Origin of the sequence: Oscillibacter sp. MSJ-31 (assembly GCF_018918025.1) — a bacterium.
GTDB lineage: Bacteria > Bacillota > Clostridia > Oscillospirales > Oscillospiraceae > Hominicoprocola.
The window spans coordinates 25,847-50,298 of sequence record NZ_JAHLPT010000002.1; the positions used below are offsets into that span (position 1 = coordinate 25,847).

Genomic DNA, 24,452 nt, shown 5'->3' on the forward strand with positions numbered 1-24,452 from the left:
GCTCACTGCGGCTTGACGATCAGGTTGATGAGCTTATTCTTGACGAAAATGACCTTGACGATCTGCATCCCATCGAGCGCCTTGGCGATCTTCTCGACCTGACGGGCAGCCTCGACGGCGGCATCCTGCTCGCTGTCCATCGCCACGGTGACGGTGCCCTTGAGCTTGCCGTTGACCTGCACCGCCATCTCGGTGTGGGCGGCGACGGTCTTGCTCTCGTCGTACTCCGGCCAGGGCATCTGCATGGCCATCTTGCCGTACTCAGCGGCGCAGCCGAGCTGCTCCCACAGCTCCTCGACCATGTGCGGCGCGAAGGGCGAGAGCATGAGCAGCAGCTTCTCAAAATCGCCGCGGGTGAGGCCGTTGGCGTAGAACTCGTTGACCATCGTCATGAGCGCGGCGATGGCGGTGTTCATCTTGAGCGTGTCGATGTCGTCCGTGACCTTCTTGATGGTCTTGTGGATGATGGGCTCGTTCTTCTCGGAAACGGCCTTGTCCGCCGTTGCCATCTCCGCGAGGTTCCACACGCGGTCGAGGAAGCGCTTGCAGCCCTTCACCGCGTCGTCGGACCATGTCGCGACCTTTTCGAAGTCGCCGATGAACATGATATAAAGGCGCATGGTGTCCGCGCCGTAGGCCTTGACCACATCGTCGGGGTTGACGACGTTGCCGAGGGACTTCGACATCTTCACCGCCGGACGCAGCGCCTGATTGCCGTACTTGGCAATGAGAGCGTCCTTCTCCTCCTGCGTGGAGACGTTGCCGACGTAGTGCGGGTTCTGGCCGAGGATCATGCCGTGGCTCGTGCGCTTGGCGTAGGGCTCCTTGGTGTGCACGACGCCGATGTCGTACAGGAACTTATGCCAGAAGCGGGAGTAGAGCAGGTGGAGCGTGGTGTGCTCCATGCCGCCGTTGTACCAGTCCACGGGGCCCCAGTAATTCTCCGCCTCGTGGGAGACGAGCGCCTTGTCGTTGTGCGGGTCCATATAGCGCAGGAAGTACCAGCTCGAGCCCGCCCACTGCGGCATGGTGTCGGTCTCGCGCTTGGCGGGGCCGCCGCACTTCGGGCACTTGGTGTTGACCCAGTCGGTCATCTTGGAGATGGGGCTCTCGCCGTCGTCGGTCGGCTCGTAGCTCTCGACCTGCGGCAGAACGAGCGGCAGCTCCTCCTCGGGAACGGGCACCCAGCCGCACGTCGGGCAGTTGACCAGAGGAATGGGCTCGCCCCAATAGCGCTGGCGGGAGAACACCCAGTCACGCAGCTTGTAGTTGACCTTCTCATGGCCCCAGCCCTGCTCGATGGCATACTGCTTCATCGCGGGGATGGCCTCCTTGACGGTCATGCCGTTGAGGAAGCCGGAGTTGACCATGATGCCCGTATCGTCCTTGAGGGTAAAGGCTTCCTTGGTGATGTCGCCGCCCTCGACGACCTCGACGATGGGGATGTTGAACGCGGTGGCGAAGTCCCAGTCGCGCTGGTCGTGGCCCGGAACGCCCATGACGATGCCGGTGCCGTAGCCCATCAAAACGTAGTCGGAGACGAACATCGGCACGACCTTGCCGTTGGCGGGGTTGACGACCTCGATGCCGTCGAGACGCACGCCGGTCTTGTCCTTATTGAGCTCGCCGCGCTCGAAGTCGCTCTTGCGGGCGGCAGCCTCCTGATAGGCGGCGACCTCGTCCCAGTTCTTGATAAGGGGCTGCCACTTCTTGAGCAGCGGGTGCTCGGGAGAGATGACCGTGTAGGTCACGCCGAAGAGCGTATCCACACGGGTGGTATAGACGGTAATGTCGTCCTCGGTGTTGGTCTTGAAGGTGACCTCCGTACCGGCGGAGCGGCCGATCCAGTTGCGCTGCTGGGTCTTGACGCGCTCGATGAAGTCCACATCGTCCAGATCGTCGATCAGGCGGTCGGCGTACTTCGTGATGCGCAGCATCCACTGGCTCTTTTCCTTGCGGATGACCTCGCTGCCGCAGCGCTCGCACACGCCCTCGACGACCTCCTCGTTTGCCAGCACGCACTTGCAGCTCGTGCACCAGTTGACGGGCATGGTGGTCTTATAGGCCAGGTCATGCTTGAACATCTGCAGGAAGATCCACTGCGTCCACTTGTAGTAATTGGGGTCGGTGGTGTCCACCACACGGTCCCAGTCGAAGCTGTAGCCGAGCATCTTGAGCTGGCGGGTGAAGTTCTTGATGTTCTGCTGCGTGACGATGGCGGGATGGATGTGGTTCTTGATGGCAAAGTTCTCGGTCGGCAGGCCGAAGGCGTCAAAGCCGATGGGGTTGAGGACGTTGTAGCCCTGCATCCGCTTCTTGCGGCAGATGATGTCCATTGCCGTAAAGGGGCGCGGATGGCCGACGTGCAATCCGGCGGCGGAAGGGTACGGGAACTCGATGAGCCCGTAGAATTTCGGTCTCGGGTCGCCGGTCACGGCGGCGTAGGGCTTTTCCTGCTCCCACTTGTCCTGCCATTTTTTCTCAATGGCTGCGAAATCGTACTTCATGACTTTCTCCTTCTGTATTTCCATAGTCGCTTCTATTTTTACGCTTTTATTTTGCCGCGTCCGGCGTCAGCACGCCGGTGAGGTCCAGCGCGTGGCCGTCGCTCCACAGACGCTCCAGCCCATAGAACGCGCGGGCCTCCTCGTTGAACACATGGACCGCCACGCAGCCGTAGTCCAGCAGCACCCAGGTGCCGCCGCGATAGCCCTCGCGGTGGAGCGGCTGCTCACCGAGCTCGTCCAGCTCCTTTTCCACCTCGTCGCACAGCGCGTTGATCTGCGTGTTGCTGCCGCCGGAGCAGATGACGAAATAATCCGCCAGCGTGGTGATCTTGTCGATCTCCAGCACCTTGATGTCGCGGCCCTTCTTGCTGTCGAGCGCCTTGGCGGCCGCAAGCGCCATTTCCTTTGCGTTTACCATTCTCTCTTCCCTTTCCGATTTATTCGTTTCCCGTCGCCTCGCCGATGACCGTCAGGCTCCCCGAGGTCACCTCTGCCGGCGGATCGTTTTCTTCCGTTTCGCCGCCCGTGCTCTCCGAGCTGTTCGCGATCCTTCCCGTGTACGGATCAACGAACACCGGCGGCGCGGCCGCCGCCTTGCTGTCCTCCACCCGTCCGGTGGAGGAGGCGAGCGAGCCGTCCGCGTTGACGGACATGATATCCAGATCGCGCAGCGTGAATTTCTCCGTGAACGGACTGAGGGAATCGTTCACCAGATCCAGCAGCGCGTTGGCCTGCGGCACCACATAGTCGAGCTTCATCGTCCTGCCGTACTCGGCGCTGAGCGTGCGGCTGTAGACGTATACGCCCGTCCACGGCATGGTCATGAAGCTCACGTCCTCCAGCGAAAGGCCGCCGATCACCGCCCGCTTGCCGAACCAGAGGATGTTTTCAAAGGAGAGGTCGGTCTCCACATTCTCCCGGAACACCTCGGCGAGCTTACCGAGGTTGGGCACGTTCTCGAGCTGCAGAAGCTGCTTGATGACCGCCTTGAGAAAATCCTGCTGGATCTGCATACGCCCGCTGTCACCGATCTGCGGGTTGCCGTAGGGGCTTTTGGAGTCGTTCTTGCGCCAGCGGATGACCTGCATGGCGTCGTCGCCGTTGAGCTTGCGGTAGCCCTTTTCCTGCTCGATGACAAGATCCTGATATCGGTCGTGATAGTCCATGTTGTAGGGCACGTCGAAGTACACGCCGCCGATGGCCTCCACGATCGCGCCGACGGCCTCCCACTCCACGACCACCTGATAGTCCGGCTCAAAGCCGACGAGCTGGGAGATCTCCTTATAGAGCGCCTTGATGCCCTTATCGCCCCCGCCGTAGTAGTTGTAGACGGAGTTGATCTTCTTCACATCCCATGGGACGTTCACCATCGTGTCGCGCGGGATGGACATGACCGTCGCCTTCTGGTTCGTCACATCGTAGCTCGCGAGCAGCATCGTGTCGGTGTTGCCGCCTCCGCCCGTGTCGCGGCCGAGCACAAGGACCGTGTAGAAGTCCTTGCTTTTCCGCTCGCCGCTCACGCGCGGGCGCACGCCGTCGCCGTAGTCGATCTCATCGACCTGCGGCCGGTTGGGATCCTTCTGCGTATTGTCCTTGTTCGGCAGCTCCGGCGCACGGATCTTCAGCAGATAGCCGCCGACGGTGATCACGCCGACGAGCAGCACCGCCGCCAGCGCGGCGACGAGCAGTCTTTTGGGGTGGGTGAAAATGCCCTTGATCTGCTCCCACGCCTCGTCGCCGTGCTCGTCAAAGGCCGCGTCCACGCGGGAGCGCAGCTCGTCGAGCTTTTCCGATTTGAAATTGGAGTTAAAGTTGTTGTCCGCTTCCCGCTTTCCCTTCATTTGTCTTTCCTTTCAGATAATCACGTGCCGCCAGGGTGTTGACGTGGATGGGGTTCCCCATCTCCTCCATTTCCTCGACCGTCATTTCAAGGCCCATCAGAAGCCCGCGGTCCAGATCCTCCCACACGGTCCTCCGCAGCGCGTCCACACCCGGAAAATCGCGCGTCGGCTCGATGAAGTCCGCGAGGTAGATGACCTTTTCCAGCACCGTCATGTCCGGCTTTCCGGTCGTGTGCCAAAGGATCGCATTGTAAATTTCATCGTCCACGCCGAACACGTCCCGCGCGAGCGCCGCGCCGGTCTTGGCGTGGAGCAGCTTGAGCGCCTTTTTCTCCAGCGCGTCGAGCGCGATGCCGTACTTCTCGCACAGCGCGAGCTGCTCCGGCATCGAGAGCTTCTTTGTACAGTCGTGCAGCAGTCCCGCGACCTCCGCACGGTGAACGTCCGCGCCGTATTTCTCTGCCAGCTTCACCGCCGTCGCCGCCGTGCCGAGCACATGGGCGCAGCGCTTCGCCTTGAGATAGCTCAGCGCGATGGGGCGGAGCTGCTGTACCGTTAGACGCTTGAGATCAAGATTTGTTCCGTATAAATGCTCGCGCAGGATATAGCCGTAGACCTGCGGCTCGAGCATCGCTTCGCTCGCGCCGCTCGCCATGCCCGCGCGCAGCGCGGTCGAGGAGACCTCGATCACGCGGTCGAGTGCGAACGCTTCAAAGCTGCCGCCGAAGCGCGCGCGGAGCTTCTCTGCCTGCGCGGCAAAGGCCGCGGCGCTGTCGCTTTCATTCCGATAAAAGGCGACGATCTTCGCAAGCTCCGCGATCTCCTCCGGCGCGCACCAGCTCTCAAAGGAGAAGAACATATCCGTCCCCATAAAGAGCAGCAGCTCGTCGTTGGGGTACTGCCGGCGCAGGGCGCGGAGCGTATCGACGGTATAGCTCTTGCCCTCGCGCGCCATCTCGAGGTCGAGCACCTCGACCTCGACGCCGCTTTGAAGCGCGGCCTGTCCGCCCATGAGCCGCGTCATGGCGAGACGGTGCTCGTTCGCGGGACTTCCCTGCTCCATCACCTTGTGCGGCGGGATGCCCGCCGGAATGAGCAGGAGCTTATCCAGCGCGCACTTCTCCGCCGCCTCGACTGCGGCGTTCTGGTGCCCCAAATGCGGCGGGTTGAAGCTGCCGCCGTAAATTCCGATCTTCAATGAAAATCCCTCTTTATCGTCCTGTTCAGACGGTCTTTTTCTTCTTATCCTTCACGAGCGCGATGCGCTTTTCCTTGGGCTTGGCGTGCGTCTCGCGATAGAGCACGAATTTCGTGCCGATGACCTGCACCTGCTCGGAGCGGGTGAGGCGGCTGAGCTCGTCGCACGCCTCGCGCGCGGTGAGCATACTGTTATCGAGCACGCGGCACTTGATGAGCTCGCGCGCCTCAAGCGCGTCGTTCGCCTGCTTGACAAGGTTTTCGCCGATGCCGTCCTTGCCGATGTGGACGATGGGCTCCAGCTCATTCGCCATGGCGCGCAGCTGGGCGCGCTGCTTTCCGGTCAGTTCCATTTATTCGTTTCCTTTCAGATAGTCGTCGAGTGCCGCGGCAAAGGCGCGCAGCGCTTTCCCGCGATGCGAGACGGACGCCTTTTCCTCCGCCGTGAGCTGGCCGAAGGTCTTGCGCAGCTCAGGCACAAAGAATACGGGGTCGTAGCCGAAGCCGCCCTCGCCCATCGGCGCGAACGCGATGGTGCCCGGGCACTCACCCTCGCACACCAGCTCGTCGCCGTTCGGGAACGCACAGACGATGGAGGTGTGGAAGTGCGCGGCGCGGTCGGTCTGCCCGCGCAGCATCTCGAGGAGCAGCGTGTAGCGGCCCTTGTCATCCAGTCCCTCGCCGCCGAAGCGCGCGCTGTACACGCCGGGGCCGCCGTTGAGCGCGTCCACGCAGAGGCCGGAGTCGTCCGCCACAGCGGGCAGGCCGGTCGCCTGCATCACCGCCGTCGCTTTCAGGCGGGCGTTGTCGGTGAAGGTATCGCCGGTCTCCTCGACCTCGATCCTCACGCCCAGCTCCGCCTCGCTCACGACCTCCACGCCGAGATGGCTCAGGATCTCGTTCATTTCCTTTAATTTCTTAGGGTTCTGCGTTGCCAATACCAGCTTCATGCTATACCTCCCACGGGTCCTTGTTCCATTTTTCTTCTCTCTCCCGCGCGGCCTTCTCCTCCTCGCGGCGCTCCGCCGCGCGGTCTATCCGGTCGCCGAGCGAGCCGAGCGTTTTATCCAGCCATTTGCCGGCCTTGTCTGAAAAGGTCTCGATCTCCGGCACGGGAACGATCACCACGCGGCAGCTCTCGCAGTAATGCGCGGGCGCATAGACGCTTTCGATCACAGGCATCCCGCTCAGCCGAACGCTCTTCTCCTCCTCGATGCCGCCGCGCTCATCGCTCGGACACCAACGAAGCGCGTACTTGTACGCAGGGAGCGCGCCCTCGTGCATTTCCTTTCCGCAATAGGGGCATACATTCGTGATCTCCATACGGCTTTCCTCCTGTCGGCTTCTCTCTCAGATGAGCGCGTTGACATACTCCTTCGCGTCAAAGGGCTGCAGGTCGTCGATGCCCTCGCCGAGGCCGACGAACTTCACCGGCACGCCGAGCTCCTGCGCGATGGCGACGCAGATGCCGCCCTTAGCGGTGCCGTCCAGCTTCGTGAGAATGATGCCGGTCAGGCCCGCCGTCTCGCGGAACACCTTCGCCTGCTGCAAGCCGTTCTGCCCCGTGGTCGCGTCGAGCACGAGCAGCGTCTCCTTGGCGGCATCCGGCGTTTCGCGGTCGATGATCTTGCGCAGCTTTGCCAGCTCCTGCATCAGGTTCGCCTTGTTGTGCAGGCGGCCCGCCGTGTCGCAGAACACGACGTCCACATTTCTCGCCTTTGCCGCGGCGAGCGAGTCGAACAGCACCGCGCCGGGATCGGCGCCCTCGCGGCTGCGCACGATCTCCACGCCCGCGCGGTCTGCCCAAATTTCGAGCTGGTCCGCCGCCGCCGCGCGGAAGGTATCCGCCGCGCACAGCAGCACGCGCTTGCCCTGCTTTTTGTAGCGGTTGGCGAGCTTGCCGATGCTCGTGGTCTTGCCCACGCCGTTCACGCCGATGATGAGCACGACGCTCGGCGTTGTGGAGAGGTCGAGGCTCGTATCGCCGACCTCGAGCTTCTTTTCCAAAATATCGCGCAGCGCCTGCTTGACGTCGTCGCCGCGCTGAATGCTCTTTTCGTATACCACCTTACGCAGCTCCTTCACGGCGTCCGCCGCGACCGACGCGCCGAGGTCTGCCATGATCAGGCTCTCCTCCAGCTCGTCGTAGAAATCCTCGTCGATGGTCTCCCAGATGATGCTGTCGTACCACGCCTTTTTGATCCTTGCAAAAATACCCATCGTCTTACCCCTTGATGTTCAGTTCTTTCGCCATGTCGTTCATGTTGATGGTCAGCACCTTGCTCACGCCGCGCTCCTGCATCGTCACGCCGTAGAGCACGTCGGCGGCCTCCATCGTGCCGCGGCGGTGGGTGATGACGATGAACTGCGTCTTGTCGCAGATGCGGCGCATATAGTGTGCCACGCGGATGACGTTCGGCTCGTCGAGCGCCGCCTCGATCTCGTCCATCACGCAGAACGGCGTGGGGTGGACCTTGAGAATGGCGAAGTAGAGCGCGATGGCGACGAACGCCTTCTCGCCGCCCGAGAGCAGCGAGAGCGTCTTGAGCGCCTTGCCCGGCGGCTGGACCTTGATCTCGATGCCGCAGTCGAGCACGGCGTTCTCGTCCTCCAGCTCGAGCGTGGCCTTACCGCCGCCGAAGAGCTCGAGGAAGGTCTCCTGAAAGCTCTCGCGGATGAGAGCGAACTGCTCCTTGAAGATGACCGTCATCTCGCTCGTGATGTTCTCAATGACGCCCAGCAGCTCCTCCTTGGCCTTTTCCACATCGTCGCGCTGTCCGGTGAGGTAGGTATAACGCGTGTTCACGCGGTCGAATTCCTCGATGGCGCCGACGTTGACATTGCCGAGGCCGTTGATCTCGCGCTTCAATTCATTGATGCGGCGGCTCGCCTTCGGCACGCTCTCCAGCTCGATGCGCTGCTCCTGCGCCGCGGAGTGGGACAGCTCGTAGCTCTCCCAGAGCTTATCCAATATCTGCTTTTCCTCCATCGCGGCGGTAACGCGCTTCTGCTCGAGCCTGCCCGCGGCGGCCTGTGTCTGAGAGAGCAGCTCATTGCACTCGCGGTATCTGCGGTCGTTCGCGCTGCGCTCGCCCTCAAGCGCCAGCTTGGCCTCCGCCAGCTCCGCCAGCTCCGCCCTGCGCTTCTCGGCGTCGGCGCGCAGAGAAGCGGTCACCGCGTCATGCTGCGCGATCTCCTCCTCCGCGGCCTTGATCTTCGCGCGGTAGTCCTCGATGAGCGCACGGCGTCCGTCCTCGTCGCCGCGCATCTGCTGGGCGAGCGTCTCGAGGTCGCCCAGCGCACGTTCGGTCGTCTCCCGCTCGGCGGTAAAGCCCGCAAGCGTGCTCTTGCGCGCGGCGATCTCGTCGCCGAGGTGCGCACTGTCGCGTTGGAGCTCGTTCTGGCCGGCGAGCTTTTCCTCGCTCTCCGCACGGCAGCGTGCGGCCTCGGCCTCGTGCTTTTTGATCTCCTCCTCGCGGGCGGCAGCTGCCTTTTTCAGCTCTGCCGTGCGCGCGGTAATGCTCTCGAGCTCGGCGGCGATGTCGCTCTCCCGCGCGCGAAGCGATTCGAGCAGCATATCGTACTGCTTCTTTTCGCCCGTCAGGCGGAGCACCGCGTCCTCCGCGCCGCGCTGCTGCTCGCGCGCGACGTCCAGCTCATACTGCGCGGCGTTCAGGTCGCGCTTGGCCTCGTCTGCCTCACGGAGCGCGGCATCGAGCTTTTCCGTTAAGGCTTCCCGCCGGGCAGTCAGCTCCTTGAGCTCGTTGGCGCGGCTCAAAATGCCCGCGCTGCGGCTCACCGAGCCGCCGGTCATGCTGCCGCCGCGGTTCAAGACCTGCCCGTCGAGCGTGACGATGCGGAAGCGGCTGCCGTACTTTCTCGCGATGGCGATGCCGCAGTCCATATCCTCGACCACGACGGTGCGGCCGAGCAGATTGTTGAAAATTTCCGCGTACCGCTTATCGAACTGCACGAGCTGCGACGCGACGCCGACGTAGCCGTACTCGCGCTCGACGCCCGCCTCGCGCAGCACGTCGCCGCGGATGGCGGTCAGCGGCAGGAAGGTCGCGCGGCCGCCGTCACGCTGCTTTAAGAAGTTGATGGCGCTCTTGGCGTCCTCCTCGCGGTCCACGACCACGTTCTGCATCCCTGCGCCGAGGGCGATCTCGATGGCGACGGCATAGCGCTTGTCGGTCGTCATCAGGTTGGCGACCGGCCCATGCACGCCGCGCAGTGTGTTCTTCTCCGCCGCCTGCATGATCAGACGGACCGCCTTATTGAAGCCCTCGTACTCCTTCTCCATCTCGCTCAGAAGGTGGATGCGGGAGTCAAGGTTGTTCTTTTCCATGGTGAGGTCGATGCTCTTCTGCCGCGCCGTCTCCTCGCGCTTGACGCGCCCCTCCATCTTGAGGGTATGGCCGGAGATGATGTTGCGCACGGCGTCGGCCTCCTCCTGCGCCTCCTCAAGGGCGCGGCGGGACGCGGACGCAGCCCTGCGCTTCTCGGTCAGCTGACCGTCCACGCTCTCGCTCTCCGCTTCAAGCGCCGTGCAGCGCTCGGAGAGCTCGGCAAGACCCGCGTTCATCGCGCTCATGTCCGCGCGGCAGTCCGCCGCGTCGGAGGCCGCCAGCGCTTCCCTCGCGCGCAGAGCCTCGACCTCGCTGCCGGCCTCGCCGGCCGTGCGGGCAAGCTCCTCCGCCTGCGCGAGGAAGGCGCGAAGTTCCTCCTCCAGCTCCGCCGTCTGCGCGGCAAGCTCCTCGATGCGCGCGTGCTTCGCAGCGATCTGCGCGGTCAGGCTCTCCGCGCGGCCCGACTGGTCGCGCAGGTCGTTCTCCACGCGCTCGATGCTCGCGCGGTTGTGCTCGATGCCCGTGCGCAGCACCGCCACGGCGGCGTCCTCCTCGCTGCGCTTCGCGTCCAGCTCGGCGCACTCGGTGCGCAGGCGCTCCTGCTCCATGTCGTTCGCGTGTGCCTTTTCCGCAAACTGCTCGGAGGCGGCGTACAGCTCGTCCAGCGCGGCGTTCGCGCGCTCCAGCTCCTGCTGGGCAAGAGCATAGTCGGTGTTGAGCTTGATGGAATCGGTCTTGATCTTGTCCAGGTTTTCGAGCCAGACGGAGATCTCCAGTGTGCGCAGCTCGTCGCGGAGGATCAGGTATTTCTTCGCCTTCTCCGCCTGCGAGCGCAGCGGCCCGACCTGCAGCTCCAGCTCGGCGATCTTGTCGTTGATGCGCACGAGGTTTTCCTCCGTGCGCTCGAGCTTGCGCTCCGTCTCCTCCTTGCGGTGGCGGAACTTGGAGATGCCCGCCGCCTCCTCGAAGATCTCGCGGCGGTCGGCGCTCTTGACCGACAAAATTTCGTCGATCTTGCCCTGACCGACGATGGAATAGCCCTCGCGGCCCATGCCGGTATCCATGAACAGCTCGTTCACGTCGCGCAGGCGCACGCTCTGCTTGTTGATGTAGTATTCACTCTCGCCGCTGCGGTAATACCGGCGGGTAACGGCGACCTCGCTCTCCTCCATTCGGGGGAAGATGTGCTCGGTGTTGTCGAGCACGAGCGTCACCTGCGCGAAGCCCATCTGGCTGCGCTTTTCCGTGCCGCCGAAGATGACATCCTCCATCTTCGCGCCGCGCAGCGATTTGCTCGACTGCTCGCCCATGACCCAGCGGATCGCGTCCGACACGTTGGACTTGCCGCTGCCGTTGGGGCCGACGATGGCGGTGATATCCTCACCGAAGTTCAATACGGTTTTATCGGGGAAGCTCTTAAATCCTTGAATTTCGAGCGCTTTTAAGTACATTCCGTGTTCTCCTTTGTGCAAGGGAGTAAAAATGGGCAGAATAAGACATATTTTAACTTATGTACTATACCATTTTCCCCCTCGTTTTTCAAGAGCGAATGATGAACAGAGTGTAAAAAAGACGCCCGACGGGCGTCTTTTCGCTTCATTTTTCCTGCGCTGCGCGTCTCCGCCGCGGCTTCGTCGCCGCACGGGATGCGGCGATGAGCGCGTAAAGCTCCTCGTAGGCGTCGGCGAGCGTGCCGACGCGGTCGATGAGGCCGTCCGCCACCGCCTCCTCGCCGTAGAGGATGCTGCCGACGTCGGCGGCCATGTCCTCGGCGGCCAGCATGAGCGCGAGCAGCTTTTTCTCGGATATGCCGGAATTCTTCGTCACGAAGCGCACGATGCGCTCCTGCAGGCGGTCGAAGTAGTGATAGGTCTGCGGCGCGGCGATGAGCGTGCCGTTCGTGCGGATGGGGTGGACGGTCATGGACGCGCTCGGCGCGATGAGCGAGCGCTTCGGCGCAACGGCCAGCGGCACGCCGATGGAGTGTCCCCCGCCGAGCACGAGCGAAACGGTCGGCTTCCTCATGCCCGCGATCAACTCGGCGATGGCAAGCCCCGCCTCCACGTCGCCGCCGCAGGTGTTGAGCAGGAAGAGTACGCCGTCGATCTCCTCGCTCTCGTCGAGCGCCGCGAGCAGCGGCAGAACGTGCTCATACTTGGTCGTTTTCACGGTATTGGGCAGAAGGCTGTGGCCCTCAATCTGCCCGATGACCGTCAGGCAGTAGACCGTGCCGCGCGCGGTGCGCGTGGTCACGGCTCCCATATCCACGATGGGCTGCATGGGCGGCGTCTGCTCGGGCGCAGACCTCTGCTCCTCATTCTCGTTCGGCTTTGTCGGTTCCGTCATGGCGCATCCCTCCTCTTTTCTCACAAGGTAGGATTTGCAGAAAAATGAGAAAGCATACGGCGCGCCGTATGCTTTCCCGCTATGTATCCTGTTATTTTTCCGTGCCGTAGAAAAAGAGCGCCACCGTGCCGGGGCCGACGTGCGCGCCGGTGACCGGCTCGTAGTAGACCTCGAGGCATTCGCCGGTAAAGCCCCTTTCGCGCAGAAGACCGAGCAGATAATCCGTCCCCTCGCGGTTGTCCGCGTGGGCGATGCCGATGCGCACGGTCTTATCCAGCGCGCGCTTGTCGAAATAGTCCGCCAGCTCGGCGTAGGCCTTCTTATTCCCGCGCACCTTGCCGCAGGAAACGATGTGGCCCGTCTCGTCGCCGCGCAGGATGGGCTTGATGCCGAGCACCGAGCCGACCAGCGCCGCCGCGCCGGAGATGCGCCCGCCGCGCTTGAGGTAGTTCAGATCGTCCACCGTGAAGAACTGGCACATGTGGGGGCGGCGCACGAGAATGCGGTCACCGACCTCCTCAAAGCTCCTGCCCGCGCGCAGCAGCTCCGCCGCCTCGAGCACCTGCAGGCCCTCGCCGAGCGAGGCGGCATAGGTGTCGATGGTCATGATTTTGGCGTGAGGATATTTTTCCCGCAGCTCCTCCGCCGCGAGCGCCGCGGCGTGCGCCGTGCCGCTGATGCCGCCGGACATACCGACGTAGAGCACATCGTCGCCCTGCGCGAGCGCGCGTTCAAAGAACGCTGCCGCCGTTGCGGGGTTGACCATTGAGGTCTTGACCTCGGCGCCCCGGCGCATGGCGTCGTAGAAGGCCTTGCCGTCGAAGTCCGTCTCCTCGTTGTAGTCCTCCGCCACGCCGTTGACCGTGTAGGAAAACGGAATGACCGCGATATCGTACTCGCGCAGCAGCGCGAGCGGCAGATTGGCCGAGGTGTCGGTATAGAGCTTCGTCATGGCAAAACTTCCTTTTCTGTATTTCTTAACACTCAGTGTACCACGCTCTAAGCGCGGAAACAAGCAAAGTTACAGTTTCTTTACATTAACCTAACAGCATGACAACGGCAGGGTGGTTCCCCTGCCGTTTTTTCGTCAATTCTGCTCAAAGATCACGCGCATGGTCTTGTAGGTCATATAGCAGTCGAGCTTGGCGACCGTCTCATAAGGCGCGTGCATGGAGAGCACGGGAACGCCCGCGTCGAGCGTGTCGATGTTGCGCTGCGCCATGAACTTGGCGACCGTGCCGCCGCCGCCCGCGTCCGTCTTGCCGAGCTCGGCCATCTGCCAGAACACGCCGTTGTCGTTGAGCAGCTTACGCACGCGGCCCACGACCTCGGCGGAGGCGTCGCTCGCGCCGGACTTGCCGCCCGCGCCGGTGTACTTGCAAAGGCCCACACCATAGTTGACAAAGGCGGCGTTGCGCTTATCGTACATGTCGGCAAAGTTCGGGTCGTAGGCGGCGGTCACGTCCGCGCTCAGGCAGAAGGAGTTTGCCAGGCAGTCGCGCAGCGCGACGCCCTGTGCCTCGCACAGGTCCGCCATGAACTTGTCGAACGCCTGCGAAAGCATACCGGAAACGCCCTCGGAGCCGATCTCCTCCTTGTCCGCGAAGATGCACACGGCGGTGCGCTTCGGGCTTTTCGCGTCGAAGATGCCCGCAAGCTCCGCGTAGGCGCACACGCGGTCGTCGTGACCGTAGGAGGCGATGAAGCTGCGGTCGAAGCCGATGTCGCGCGCCTTGCCGGCGGGCACGACCTCCAGCTCGGCGGAGATGAGGTCCTCCTCCACGATGCCGTACTTCTCGTTGAGGAGCTTGAGGACGTTGAGCTTGAAGCGGTCCGAGCAGTCCTCGCCCGCGAGCGGACGGCCGCCGACGAGCAGGTTCAGGCTCTCGCTGGGAATGGCCTCGTTGAGCGGCTTCTTGCCCTGCTCGCGGCCGAGGTGCGGCAGCAGATCGTTGATGATGAACTGCGGGTCGCCCTCGTCCGCGCCGATGTGGACGGCGACCGTGGAACCGTCGCCGCGCACGACCACGCCGTGCAGCTCGAGCGGGATGGTCACCCAGTGGTACTTGCGGATGCCGCCGTAGTGGTGCGTCTTGAGATAGGCCATCTCGGCTTCCTCGTAGAGCGGGCGGGGCTTGAGATCCAGGCGGGGCGCGTCGGTGTGCGCCGCGCCGATGTTCGCGCCGTGGCTGAGGTTCTGCTCGCCGATGACCGCAAGCATAATTGCTTTACCCCTGTTGTTATAGTAGACTTTATCGCCCGTCTTGAGCGCCATACCCTTCTCATAGGGCACGAAGCCGCGCGCGCTGGCCAGCTCGATGCAGTGCTCCACGCACAGCCGCTCGGTCTTGCCGTGGTCAAGGAAATCCTTGTAGTCCTCGCAGTAGGCGTGCATTGCCCGCTCCTCCTCAGCGCTCAGGCGCTCATAGCCGTTTTTCGGCGCATAAGCGAGCTTCTCCGCCCACTCGTTCTTTTTCTTCTCTGCCATGGTTCATTCCTCCTTGGATTTTTTAATAATGGTATCCAGAAACTCCTCCGCGGCAAACGCAGCCTGCGCGGGAGTCGGGTAGTTATTTTCAAAGACCGCGTCGCAGTCCGCGCGGAACGCCTCCTCGCTGCGCTGCGCACGCACACGGGCGCTGGCGTAGTCCTCGGAGATGCCGTCGCGCGCCATGATGCGGCGCACGCGCACCTCCTCCGGCGCGGTGACCGCGACGGTCACGTCGCAGAGCGCGCCGAGGCCGCTCTCCACGAGCTTGATGGCGTCGAGCGCGATGAGCCGCGCGCCGCTTTCCTCCATGCGCCGCGCAAGCGCGCGGGGCAGATGGCGGAAGATGATGGCGTCGAGCTGCACAAGCGCGCCGGCGTCGCCGAATACTATATTGCCCAGCTTTTGCCGGTCCAATCCGCCGTCGGGGGCGAAGACATCGCCGAACGCAGCGGTCAGGTCGGCGCGCAGCGGCGCGTCAGTCCGGAGCATTTCGTGATACACCGCGTCGCAGTCGAGCACCAGCGCGCCGCGCTTTTCCAGCGCGCGCAGCAGCGTGGTCTTGCCCGCGCCGGTGCCGCCGGTGATGCCGAGGACAAAGGCACCGTCCGCCTCCTCCGTGTGGAAGCCGGCGGCCTTTTTCAGCCGGTTGCCGACGGCGAGGCCAAGCCCCGCGCTGTCGGGACACTGCGCCCAGATGGCGGGCACATCCGTCGCGTCGAAGGTGCGCAGCGCATCAAAAACGTGCTGCGACTGCGCGAGCTTATCGCCGCTCGCGCCGAGCCGGTGAACGATGTGCCCCGCAAAGAGCGGCGCGAACTCGTCGAAGCAGATCACGCCGTCCCGCTCGCCGAGCGCGGCGAGCAGCCGCCGCGCGCTCGCACGGGGCGAGCCGGTGACGACCGTGACGGGAGCCTTCGGCGCATAATGGCGGTACTTCATGCCCGGTGCGCGGGGCCTCTCCCCCGCCGCCATCTGCTGCGTGACCGCCTTATCCACCGCCACCTCGCCGAGCACGGCGCGCAGCTCCTCGAGCGGCAGTCCGCCCGGGCGCAGCAGGCGCGGCGGCGTACAGGTCAGGTCGATGATGGTCGATTCCACGCCCACGCGGCATGGCCCGCCGTCCACCACGCCGTCGATCCTGCCGTCCATGTCCTCGCGGACGTGCGCGGCGGTCGTGCAGCTCGGACGGCCCGAGGTGTTGGCGCTCGGCGCGGCGACCGGAACGCCTGCGGCGGCGATGATGGCGCGCGTCACCGCGTGGTCGGGACAGCGCATCCCGACGGTCTCCAGTCCGCCGGTGGTGACGAGCGGCACGCAGTCCGCCTTCGGCAGTATCATCGTCAGCGGCCCGGGCCAGAAGCGCCCGGCAAGGCGGTACGCCGTCTCCGGCACGTCCTTGCAGTAGCGTGCGAGCCAGCTCGCATCGGGGATATGCAGGATGAGCGGGTTATCCTGCGGGCGGCCCTTGGCCTCAAAAATGTGCCGCACGGCGTCCGCATTCAGTCCGTCCGCGCCGAGGCCGTAGACCGTCTCGGTCGGGATGGCGAGCAGCCCGCCGCGGCGCAGAATGTCCGCGGCCTGTTCGACCGCCGCGCTCTCCCGCGCAGGATCGGTGATGGTAAAGTATCGGGTGTTCAAAAAGGTTCCCCCTTCTGTGCGTCTGAAGCGCTCAGCTCTCCGTGCTCTCGCGCAGCTTTTCTGCCTGCGCCTGCATGGTCAGCGCGTCAATGATCGGGTCAAGGTCGCCGTTGATGACGGCGTCGATGTTGAAATTCTTGTTGTCCCCCGTCAGGCGGTGGTCGGTGACGCGGTTCTGCGGGAAGTTGTAGGTACGGATGCGCTCGTTGCGCATCCCGGTGCCGACCTGCGCGCGGCGCTCGTTCGTCACGGCGCTCTCCACACGCTCACGCTCCATTTCATAGAGCTTGCTCGCAAGCATCTGCATACACTTCGCGCGGTTCTGCACCTGCGAACGCTCCTCCTGACACGCCACGACGATTCCCGTCGGCTTGTGGATCAGCCGCACGGCGGAGCTCGTCTTGTTGACGTGCTGTCCGCCCGCGCCCGAGGAGCGGTAGACCTGCATCTCGATGTCCTCCGGCCGGAGGTCGACGTCGACCTCCTCCATCTCCGGCAGCACCGCGACCGTGGCGGTGGAGGTGTGGACGCGCCCACCGCTCTCCGTCTCCGGTACGCGCTGCACGCGGTGGACACCGCTTTCAAACTTCAGTCTTGACCACGCACCCGCGCCGTTGAGGATAAAGTCAGCTTCCTTTACACCGCCCAGCTCCGTGTCGTTGTAGTTCAAAAGCTCGAGCTTCCAGCCGTGCTTTTCGGCGTACATGGAGTACATACGGTAGAGGTCCGCCGCGAAGAGCGCGCTCTCCTCGCCGCCCACGCCGCCGCGCAGCTCCATGATGACGTTTTTCCCGTCGTTCGGGTCGCGCGGCAGCAGCAGCACGCGCAGCTCCTCATAAAGCCGCTCCTTGTCCGCCTTCGCCTGCCGCAGCTCCTCCTGCGCCATGTCGCGCAGCTCGGCATCGGAGAGCAGCTCCGTCGCCTCGGCGATGGTCCGCTCCGCGCGGCGATAGTCCTCGTAGCACTGCGCGACCGGCTCAAGCTCCTTCTGCTCCTGCGTGAGCCTCCGCAGCTCCTTCGCGTCGCCGTAGATCTCCGGCACGGTCAGCAGCTCTCCGATCTCCGCGCAGCGGCGAGCGATCTGTTCCAGCTTCTCCCACATTGCTTCAGTTCTCCGCCGTCATGTAGTTCGTCACATTGCGGATGAACTCGTCGCGCCAGAAGTGATAGCCCGCCGAGCCGATGCGCAACGAAACGTCCGCCACGTGGGGGTGGCCGACGTACTGGTCCATCTGGTCGCACACATCCTTATACAGCTCCTCGCTGCCGTGGACGACGACATAGGCGATGTTCTGCACCTCCAGCCCGCGGCGCTTGAGGAAGCCGCGCGCGATGCTCGAGCAGCGTCCCGCCCAGATGGGCGTGCCGAGAATGACGAGCCGGTAGTCCTGTAAGGCGCGGCGCGTATCAAACGGCTCCATCGCGCGGGTACGGCGGCGCATGGCATCCAGCCCGCAGCGCAGCCAGCCGATGGCGCCGTCGCGGTCCACGCGGTCGCGCATCTCCACGCACTCGCAGTCAAGCGCGGCAGCGATCTCCTCCATGGCAAATTTTGTGTGTCCCGTGCGGGAGTAATACAAGCACAGAATATCCTTGTTCATCGTTAACCTCCGTAGACAAAATAGGCGGCAAGGCCGAAGGCCTCGCGGATAAAGTAATTGACGGTCAGGCATTGAAAGTAGAGCGCGGAGGGCAGATGCGCCGGCACGGCGGCGGTATCGCCGCCCCACATCAGCCGCGCGCGGCAGAGGTGGAAGTCCGAGGTGACGATGGCGACGCGCTGCGCCGGATCAACGCCCAGCTCCTCGAGTATTGCCCGCGAGTAGCGCAGGTTCTCCTGCGTGCTGGTGGAGCGCTCCTCCGGGTACAGCCGGCTCTCGTCCGCGCCGCGGCGCACCAGCGCGCGGCGCATACACTCAGCCTCGGTGATGGCCTCGCCCGGCCCCTGTCCGCCGGAGAGGACCACCGGCACGTCGGGGTGCTCCTCCAGATAGGCTGCCGCGGCGTCGATGCGCGTGCGCAGCGTGATCGACGGCGTTTCGCCGTTCACGCCCGCGCCGAGCACGATGACCGCGCTCACCGGTTCGTCTGTTTTCTCCGCAAGCGAGCCGCGAATGACCATTGTCTCCAATGCGGCAAAGAGGACGAAGCCTGCGGCGAGCAGCGCGAGCAGGACCCACCTGCCCCATACTGCCGCGCAGCTGCCGCGCCGTGCGGCGCACTCCAGCATGAAAAGCACGAACAGCACCGCCGCGGCACACAGGCCGAGGAGGGCGGAAAAGCGCAGTCCCGGAACGAAGCGCAGCAGCACCGCCAGCGCGAGGAAAACGAGCGCCGCCGCAAACAGCCGCCGCTCCCGCTTTGTGAGCGCCTTCCATTTTTCTCTCATGTCCCAACCTCCCCGCTCGCGCGTTTTCGTCCCTGCCGCTTCTCTCTTTCCTATTCGCCCGCCTCGGCGGCGAGCGCCTCCCAGCGCTCCATCAGCTCTGTGAGCTTCTGCTCCTGCGCCTCCTTTTCGGCGTAGAGCGCGCTGTATTTCTCATAGTCGGACGCGGCTTCCTCCAGCCGCGCGTCCAGCGCGGCGAGCGCCTCCTCCTGCTGCGCGATCTCGCGCTCGCAGATGGTCAGCTGGCGGCGTGCCGCCTGCTGATTTTTATTGCCGCGCGGCGGCTTTTCCGTAAGGCTCTTTTCCTTTACAGTCTTTTCCGGCTCTTCCTTTTTCGCCGGCTGCTCCGCCTTCACCTTGCGGTAGCGGGCAAAGCCCATCGGGTAGTCGGTGATCCTCTGCTCCTCCAGCTCCCAGACGCGGGTGGCGAAGCGGTTGATGAAGTAGCGGTCGTGGCTGACGAACAGCAGCGTCCCGTCGAAGGCCTCCACCGCCTCCTCGATCCACTCGCGCGAGGCGATGTCGAGGTGGTTGGTCGGCTCGTCGAGAATGAGAAAGTTCACCTCGTCGTCCATCAGCATGCAGAGCCGCAGGCGGCTCTGCTCGCCGCCGGAGAGCACGGAAACAGACTTGAACACGTCCTCTCCGCGGAAGTGGAACGCCGCCAGACGGTCGCGCGCCTTCTGCGGCGTGATGTCCCGCTTGGAATAAAGCATCGTGTCCACAAGATTGCGCTGCGGCACGTCGAAGTGAATGATCTGCGGCAGGTAGGCGATCTTCGTCGAGGGGCCGAGCTTGATGCGGCCCTCGTCGGGGTACTCCTCGCCCATGATCATCTTGATGAGCGTGGATTTTCCCGTGCCGTTGTCGCCGATGAGCGCGATGCGCTCGCCGCCGGCGACCTTGAGGTCCACGTCGGAGAACAGCGTCCGCTCGCCGAAGGACTTGCCGACGCCCTTGAGCGTCAGTACCTCGTCGCCGAGAAATTCGCTGCTCCGGAACTGCGCGGTCATCTTCTTCTCGCGCGTGGGCTTGTCCGTCGTGCGCATCCGCTCGATGCGCTTTTCCATCGAAAACGCGCGCTTGTGCAGCGCGTCGTTGCCCATGAACGCCCACAGGTGCAGCTTGTCCGCTGCGGCCTCGAGCTGCCTGATCTTGGCCTGCTCCTTCTCATACTGCCGCATTTTCTCCAGATAGCGGCGTTCCTTCTCCACGGCGTAGAAGCTGTAGTTGCCGTTGTAGAACTCCGCGTGGCCGTCCAGAATTTCGATGACGCGGGTGATGGTGCGGTCGAGGAAATAGCGGTCGTGCGAGATGGCGACGACCGTGCCCTTGAAGGAGGCAAGGTAATCCTCCAGCCACTCGATGGCGTGGAGGTCGAGGTGGTTCGTCGGCTCGTCGAGCAGCAGAATGTCCGTGTCCTCCAAAATCAGGCGGCCGAGGTTCACGCGCGTCTTTTCGCCGCCGGAGAGCGTGTCGAACAGCCGCGTGCGCATATCCGCGGGAATGGACAGGCCGTTGGCCACCTTATTGACGGCGGTGGCGGTGTCGTAGCCGCCGAGGCCCTCAAAGCGGGCGGACAGCTCGCCGTAGCGGCGCAGCGTCTCCTCGGATTCGTCGCCCTTCGCCATCTGCGCGGAGAGCCGCTCCATCTCGTCGGCCATGCGCCTCATGCGCTCGAAGGCGGATTGCAGCACGTCCTCCACCGTATAGCCCGCCGGGTAGACCGGTATCTGCGAGATCAGCCCGACGCGGCGGTCCGACGCGATGGCGACCTCGCCGGCGTCGTAGTCGATCTCGCCCGTGAGGATGCGAAAGAGTGTCGTCTTGCCCGCGCCGTTCTTGCCGAGCAGACCGACACGCTCGCCGGAGTTGATCTGAAAGGTCAGTCCGTCCAGTATTTTCTTTTCCAAATCAAAGGACTTTTGAAGTCCCGTTACGCTGATCTCGATCATGTTGTCTTGAGCAATTCCTCTACGATCTTCTCCAAGTGCATGGAGTGCGACGCCTTGCACAGCAGAACGCTGCCCTCCGTGAACGCGGCTCTCGCCGCGTCGACCGCGCTCTCCGCGTCGGGATACCACTCGGCGCTCTCGTGCGCGGCGTCCGCGATGCCGCGGGCGTACTCGCCGACAGCGATGACGCGGTCGATGCCGAGCAGAGCGCACAGCTCGCCCATCGCGCGGTGCGCGGACTCCGTCAGCTCGCCGAGCTCCTTCATGTCGCCGAGCACGGCGATCTTCTTGCCCTCGCTCGCCGCGAGCACGCGCAGCGCCGCAGACATGGACTGCGGGTTGGCGTTGTAGCAGTCGTCGAGCAGGCGGCGGTCGCCGCTGAGGCGGTGGACGCGCATCCGCGAGCCGGCGGGCTCATAGAGCGCGACGCCGCGCTCGATCTCAGGGACCGACAGCCCCAGCTCCTCACCGACCGCGACCGCGAGCGATGCGGCGTAGATCATGTGCCGCCCGGGGGCGGGGATATTGAGCTGATACTCTGCGCGCTCGGTGATCACGGTGCAGGCGATGCCGTCAATGCCGCGGTCACGCAGCGCGGAAACGCGGACGTCCGCGTGCGTGCTCTCGCCGCAGCGGACGATGCGCTGCGGGAGGGCTACCGTGTCGAGCAGCGCGTCGTCGCCGTTGAGGATGGCGACGCCGTCGGCGTCGAGGTTTTCAAAGATCTCGCTCTTGGCCTTCAGAATGCCCTCGCGCGAGCCTAAAAACTCGATATGCGCGTCGCCGATGTTCGTGATGACGGCGATGTGCGGGCGCACCATCTCGCCGAGATAGCGGATCTCGCCGAAATGATCCATGCCGGTCTCGATGACGGCGGCCTCACAGGTGTCGTCCAAGCCGAGCAGCGTGAGCGGCGTGCCGATGTCGTTGTTGAAGTTCTCCGCCGTTTTGAGCGTGCGGTACCTCTGCGATACGACCGAGGCGATCATTTCCTTCGTCGTGGTCTTGCCGACCGAGCCGGTGATCTGGACAAAGGGGATGTCAAACTGCCCGCGGTACCACGATGCGAGCGCCTTGAGCGCAAGGCGCGTATCGGGGACGGCGATGTAGAATTTATCGGGCAGGAACGCCGCGGGCGTCCTCGCGCACAGGCAGCCCGCCGCGCCGAGCGCGAGCGCCTTGTCGATGTAGTCGTGCCCGTCGAAGCGCTCGCCGGTGAGCGGGATAAAGAGCGCGCCCTCGCCTGCCTTGCGGCTGTCGGTGGAAACGGAGGTCACGGCGGCGCTCGCGCCGCCCGCGAGCAGTGTGCCGCCCGTGGCGGTCAGCAGCTCGGAATCGGTCAGCCTTCTCATGCTCTCCCCTCCTTCCGCGCCCGCAGGGAGCTTGTCACGATGCGCTCGCACAGCTCGCCGTAGCCGATGCCGGCGGCGGCGGCCTCCTGCGGCACGAGCGAGGTCGGCGTCATGCCCGGCAGGGTGTTGATCTCCAGGAAATAGGGCGTGCCGTCCTCGGTGACGATGAAGTCCGCGCGGGAATAGACGCTCAGCTTCAGCACGCGGAACACGGTCTCGGTCGCGCTGCGGAGCTTTTCCTCCCATTCCGCGGGAATGGGCGCGGGGCAGACCTCCTCGGCAGCTCCCGCCTGATACTTGTTGGCGTAATCATAAAAGCCGGTCTTGGGAATGATCTCGATGGCGGGCAGCGCCTTGCCGTCGAGAATGCCGACCTGCAGCTCCCGGCCGTGGATGTACTGCTCGATGACGACCTGCGCGCCGAAGTGCAGGCACTCGGTCAGCGCAGCGGCAACCTCGCCGCGCGTGTGCGCGATCGTCACGCCGATGGACGAGCCGTTGGCGTTGGGCTTGACGACGCAGGGCAGCTCCGTTTCGTCGGCGATGGCGTCGATCTCGTCCGCCGTGTACTTCAGCGCGCGCCATTTCGCAGTGGTGACGTAGGGCGCGACGAGGCGCTTGGTGAGGTCCTTGTCCATGGCGATGGCGCTGCCGAGATAGCCCGAGCCGGTGTAGGGGATGCCGAGCAGGTCGAACGCCGCCTGCACCCGTCCGTCCTCGCCGCAGGCGCCGTGGAGCGCGATGAACACGACGTCCGCCATGGCGCAGACGCGCAGAACGTCCTTGCCGAACATGCTCGCGCTCTTGTCTCTCCGGCTTGCACGGACCGCATCGAGATCCGGCTCCTCCGGGGCGACGGAGAAATCGCCGCACAGGCCGTCCGGCGCGTCAAAAATGCTCTCCGGCGCGCCGTCATAGCCCTCCAGTCCCAAAAACAGATCCACCAGGGCTGCCTGATGACCGCGCGCGCGAAGCGCGCGGCAGATGCGTGTGCCGCTCGAGAGCGACACGTTGCGCTCCATGCTCAAGCCGCCGGCCAATACAACGATGCGCATAGCTTTTCCTCCTGAATTCGCGAAAACTACATATCTATGCTATTTTATCAGAATATACTTTAGCACAACGCCGCGCGAATTACAAGCAAAAGAAAGGCGGCCTTCCGCCGCCTTTCTTGTCAAAAAAGTGGCAAAGCCACTTTTTTGAGAAAGCTTCGCTGCGCTCTGCGCCTCGGTTGTCCGCTGAAAGCGGACAATTCGACGCTTGCTCCGCGCAACGTGTTTTCTGCCACGCACAGGTCGCGGCAGAAAACGGATCATATCGCTTTCGCGTCTGCGGACGCGAAACTCTGCGAGGCCTTTCTCCGTGTCATTTGAATAAGCCCGAAAGAAGTCCCGCGCTCTCCTGCTTCTTTTCCGCAAGCGTCATCGCCGCGGAGAGGAGCTGCGCGGCCTCGCCGCGCGTGAGCGGGCGCTGCCAGTCGCCCGCGGAGAAGCTGCCGCTTTCGATCACGCGGACGGACTCAAGATTCGCCACCGCCTGTGCGCTCCACGCGTCGGCGCTGCCCGCGTCGTAGTCGGAAAGGTCCACGTCTGTCACGCGCAAAAGACGGTTGAGCACCATCGCCGCCTCCGAGAGCGTCACGCCCTCGTCCGCGCAGAAGGCCATGCCGCCCTCCGTGCCCACGCCGCGGATCAGACCGCATTGCAGGGCGCTGACCGCGCTGCCCTTCGCCCAGGTCGGGATCTCCGCGTCGTCACAGAAGCCCGTCATCGTGAGGTCGCCCGCAGGAATGCCCGCGCAGGCAAGCGCCATGGTGACGAACTCGCCGCGGCTGACGGCGCGGTCCGGCTCAAAAAAGCGCCGGCTGCCGACCTGCGCGCCGACGAACACGCCGTGCTCCGCCAGGTCCACCGCCGCGGTGTAGGCAGCGCTCTCCGCCATGTCGTCATAGGTCACGCCGCATTTGGCGCGCGCGATGGTGATGCGCACCTCTGCGGGGACCGAGGTGCTGCCCGCGGCGTCGGTCGCGGTGTAGGTGAAGCGGTCCGCGCCGGTCTTGTTCTTCGCGCTGGTGTAGACAAAGGTCTCGCCGTCGAGCGTCACTGTGCCCTTGGACGGCTGCTCGGCGATGGCGAAGCTCACCTCGCCGCCCTCGCGGTCGATGGCGGCGAGCGTGCCGGTGTAGGGGATGCCGCGGTAGACACGCACGTCGATGCTCTGCGCGATGGGCGCGCCCGCGTCCGCCGCGGGCGCCGCTTTCTCCCGTCCGAAGATGGCCGAGGCGGGAATGCCCGTGAGCGCGAGCAGCAGCATCGCCATGACGAACGGTACCGTGCGCCACAAAAGCTCTCTGTTCTTATCGGTATTCAAAATCGGTTCCTCCCTTTTTC

At 64.2% G+C, this 24,452-nt stretch carries 20 protein-coding genes; all 20 read right to left on the reverse strand.

Translation table 11 applies throughout. The annotated features are described in order from the left end of the window. Positions 1 to 2: 2 nt before the first annotated feature. Positions 3 to 2,507, reverse strand: a complete 2,505-nt coding sequence (gene leuS / locus KQI17_RS01925) for a leucine--tRNA ligase (RefSeq protein ID WP_216494564.1) — start codon at positions 2,505 to 2,507, stop codon at positions 3 to 5. Between the two features lie 46 nt (positions 2,508 to 2,553). Further along, a complete protein-coding gene (gene rsfS, locus KQI17_RS01930; RefSeq protein WP_216494565.1) occupies positions 2,554 to 2,925 on the reverse strand; it encodes a ribosome silencing factor in 372 nt (123 codons plus the stop codon). Positions 2,926 to 2,944: 19 nt separating this feature from the next. Next, positions 2,945 to 4,348 (reverse strand): LCP family protein, encoded by a 1,404-nt coding sequence (locus KQI17_RS01935; protein ID WP_216494566.1) that lies wholly within the window; start codon positions 4,346 to 4,348, stop codon positions 2,945 to 2,947. Further along, the gene (gene nadD / locus KQI17_RS01940) at positions 4,314 to 5,546 is read right to left on the reverse strand and encodes a nicotinate (nicotinamide) nucleotide adenylyltransferase (RefSeq protein ID WP_216494567.1); all 1,233 of its coding nucleotides are present in this window, start codon (positions 5,544 to 5,546) and stop codon (positions 4,314 to 4,316) included. The genes KQI17_RS01935 and nadD overlap by 35 nt, the downstream gene beginning before the upstream one ends. A gap of 25 nt (positions 5,547 to 5,571) precedes the next feature. Next, positions 5,572 to 5,898 (reverse strand): ribosome assembly RNA-binding protein YhbY, encoded by a 327-nt coding sequence (gene yhbY, locus KQI17_RS01945; protein WP_022018950.1) that lies wholly within the window; start codon positions 5,896 to 5,898, stop codon positions 5,572 to 5,574. After that, on the reverse strand, positions 5,899 to 6,495 hold the full coding sequence (locus KQI17_RS01950) for an XTP/dITP diphosphatase (protein WP_216494568.1): 597 nt from the start codon (positions 6,493 to 6,495) through the stop codon (positions 5,899 to 5,901). A 1-nt stretch (position 6,496) separates the two neighbouring features. Beyond that, positions 6,497 to 6,868, reverse strand: coding sequence for a PF20097 family protein (locus tag KQI17_RS01955; RefSeq protein WP_216494569.1), 372 nt, complete (start codon positions 6,866 to 6,868; stop codon positions 6,497 to 6,499). 27 nt (positions 6,869 to 6,895) lie between these two features. After that, positions 6,896 to 7,765, reverse strand: coding sequence for a signal recognition particle-docking protein FtsY (gene ftsY, locus KQI17_RS01960; protein WP_216494570.1), 870 nt, complete (start codon positions 7,763 to 7,765; stop codon positions 6,896 to 6,898). Between the two features lie 4 nt (positions 7,766 to 7,769). Then, entirely contained in the window at positions 7,770 to 11,345 is a 3,576-nt protein-coding gene (gene smc / locus KQI17_RS01965) for a chromosome segregation protein SMC (protein WP_216494571.1), read from the reverse strand. A 145-nt stretch (positions 11,346 to 11,490) separates the two neighbouring features. Then, positions 11,491 to 12,240: a ClpP family protease gene (locus KQI17_RS01970; protein WP_216494572.1), complete on the reverse strand. Its 750-nt coding sequence runs from the start codon at positions 12,238 to 12,240 to the stop codon at positions 11,491 to 11,493. A 91-nt stretch (positions 12,241 to 12,331) separates the two neighbouring features. Beyond that, complete coding sequence (locus KQI17_RS01975) at positions 12,332 to 13,192, reverse strand: DegV family protein (RefSeq protein WP_216494573.1); 861 nt, start codon at positions 13,190 to 13,192, stop codon at positions 12,332 to 12,334. Positions 13,193 to 13,327: 135 nt separating this feature from the next. Then, entirely contained in the window at positions 13,328 to 14,728 is a 1,401-nt protein-coding gene (locus KQI17_RS01980) for an aminopeptidase (protein ID WP_216494574.1), read from the reverse strand. 3 nt (positions 14,729 to 14,731) lie between these two features. Then, a complete protein-coding gene (locus KQI17_RS01985) occupies positions 14,732 to 16,369 on the reverse strand; it encodes an L-threonylcarbamoyladenylate synthase (protein ID WP_253285639.1) in 1,638 nt (545 codons plus the stop codon). 31 nt (positions 16,370 to 16,400) lie between these two features. Further along, on the reverse strand, positions 16,401 to 17,471 hold the full coding sequence (prfA, locus tag KQI17_RS01990) for a peptide chain release factor 1 (protein ID WP_216494575.1): 1,071 nt from the start codon (positions 17,469 to 17,471) through the stop codon (positions 16,401 to 16,403). A gap of 4 nt (positions 17,472 to 17,475) precedes the next feature. Continuing rightward, positions 17,476 to 17,970 (reverse strand): flavodoxin domain-containing protein, encoded by a 495-nt coding sequence (locus tag KQI17_RS01995; RefSeq protein ID WP_216494576.1) that lies wholly within the window; start codon positions 17,968 to 17,970, stop codon positions 17,476 to 17,478. Between the two features lie 2 nt (positions 17,971 to 17,972). After that, positions 17,973 to 18,758 (reverse strand): YdcF family protein, encoded by a 786-nt coding sequence (locus KQI17_RS02000; protein WP_216494577.1) that lies wholly within the window; start codon positions 18,756 to 18,758, stop codon positions 17,973 to 17,975. 50 nt (positions 18,759 to 18,808) lie between these two features. Further along, on the reverse strand, positions 18,809 to 20,710 hold the full coding sequence (abc-f, locus tag KQI17_RS02005) for a ribosomal protection-like ABC-F family protein (protein ID WP_216494578.1): 1,902 nt from the start codon (positions 20,708 to 20,710) through the stop codon (positions 18,809 to 18,811). Further along, positions 20,707 to 22,062, reverse strand: coding sequence for a UDP-N-acetylmuramoyl-tripeptide--D-alanyl-D-alanine ligase (gene murF / locus KQI17_RS02010; RefSeq protein WP_216494579.1), 1,356 nt, complete (start codon positions 22,060 to 22,062; stop codon positions 20,707 to 20,709). Before murF ends, abc-f begins: the two co-directional genes overlap by 4 nt. Then, the gene (locus tag KQI17_RS02015) at positions 22,059 to 23,117 is read right to left on the reverse strand and encodes a D-alanine--D-alanine ligase (RefSeq protein WP_216494580.1); all 1,059 of its coding nucleotides are present in this window, start codon (positions 23,115 to 23,117) and stop codon (positions 22,059 to 22,061) included. The genes murF and KQI17_RS02015 overlap by 4 nt, the downstream gene beginning before the upstream one ends. Positions 23,118 to 23,427: 310 nt before the next feature. Beyond that, positions 23,428 to 24,432, reverse strand: a complete 1,005-nt coding sequence (locus tag KQI17_RS02020) for an Ig-like domain-containing protein (RefSeq protein ID WP_216494581.1) — start codon at positions 24,430 to 24,432, stop codon at positions 23,428 to 23,430. Positions 24,433 to 24,452 lie beyond the last annotated feature (20 nt).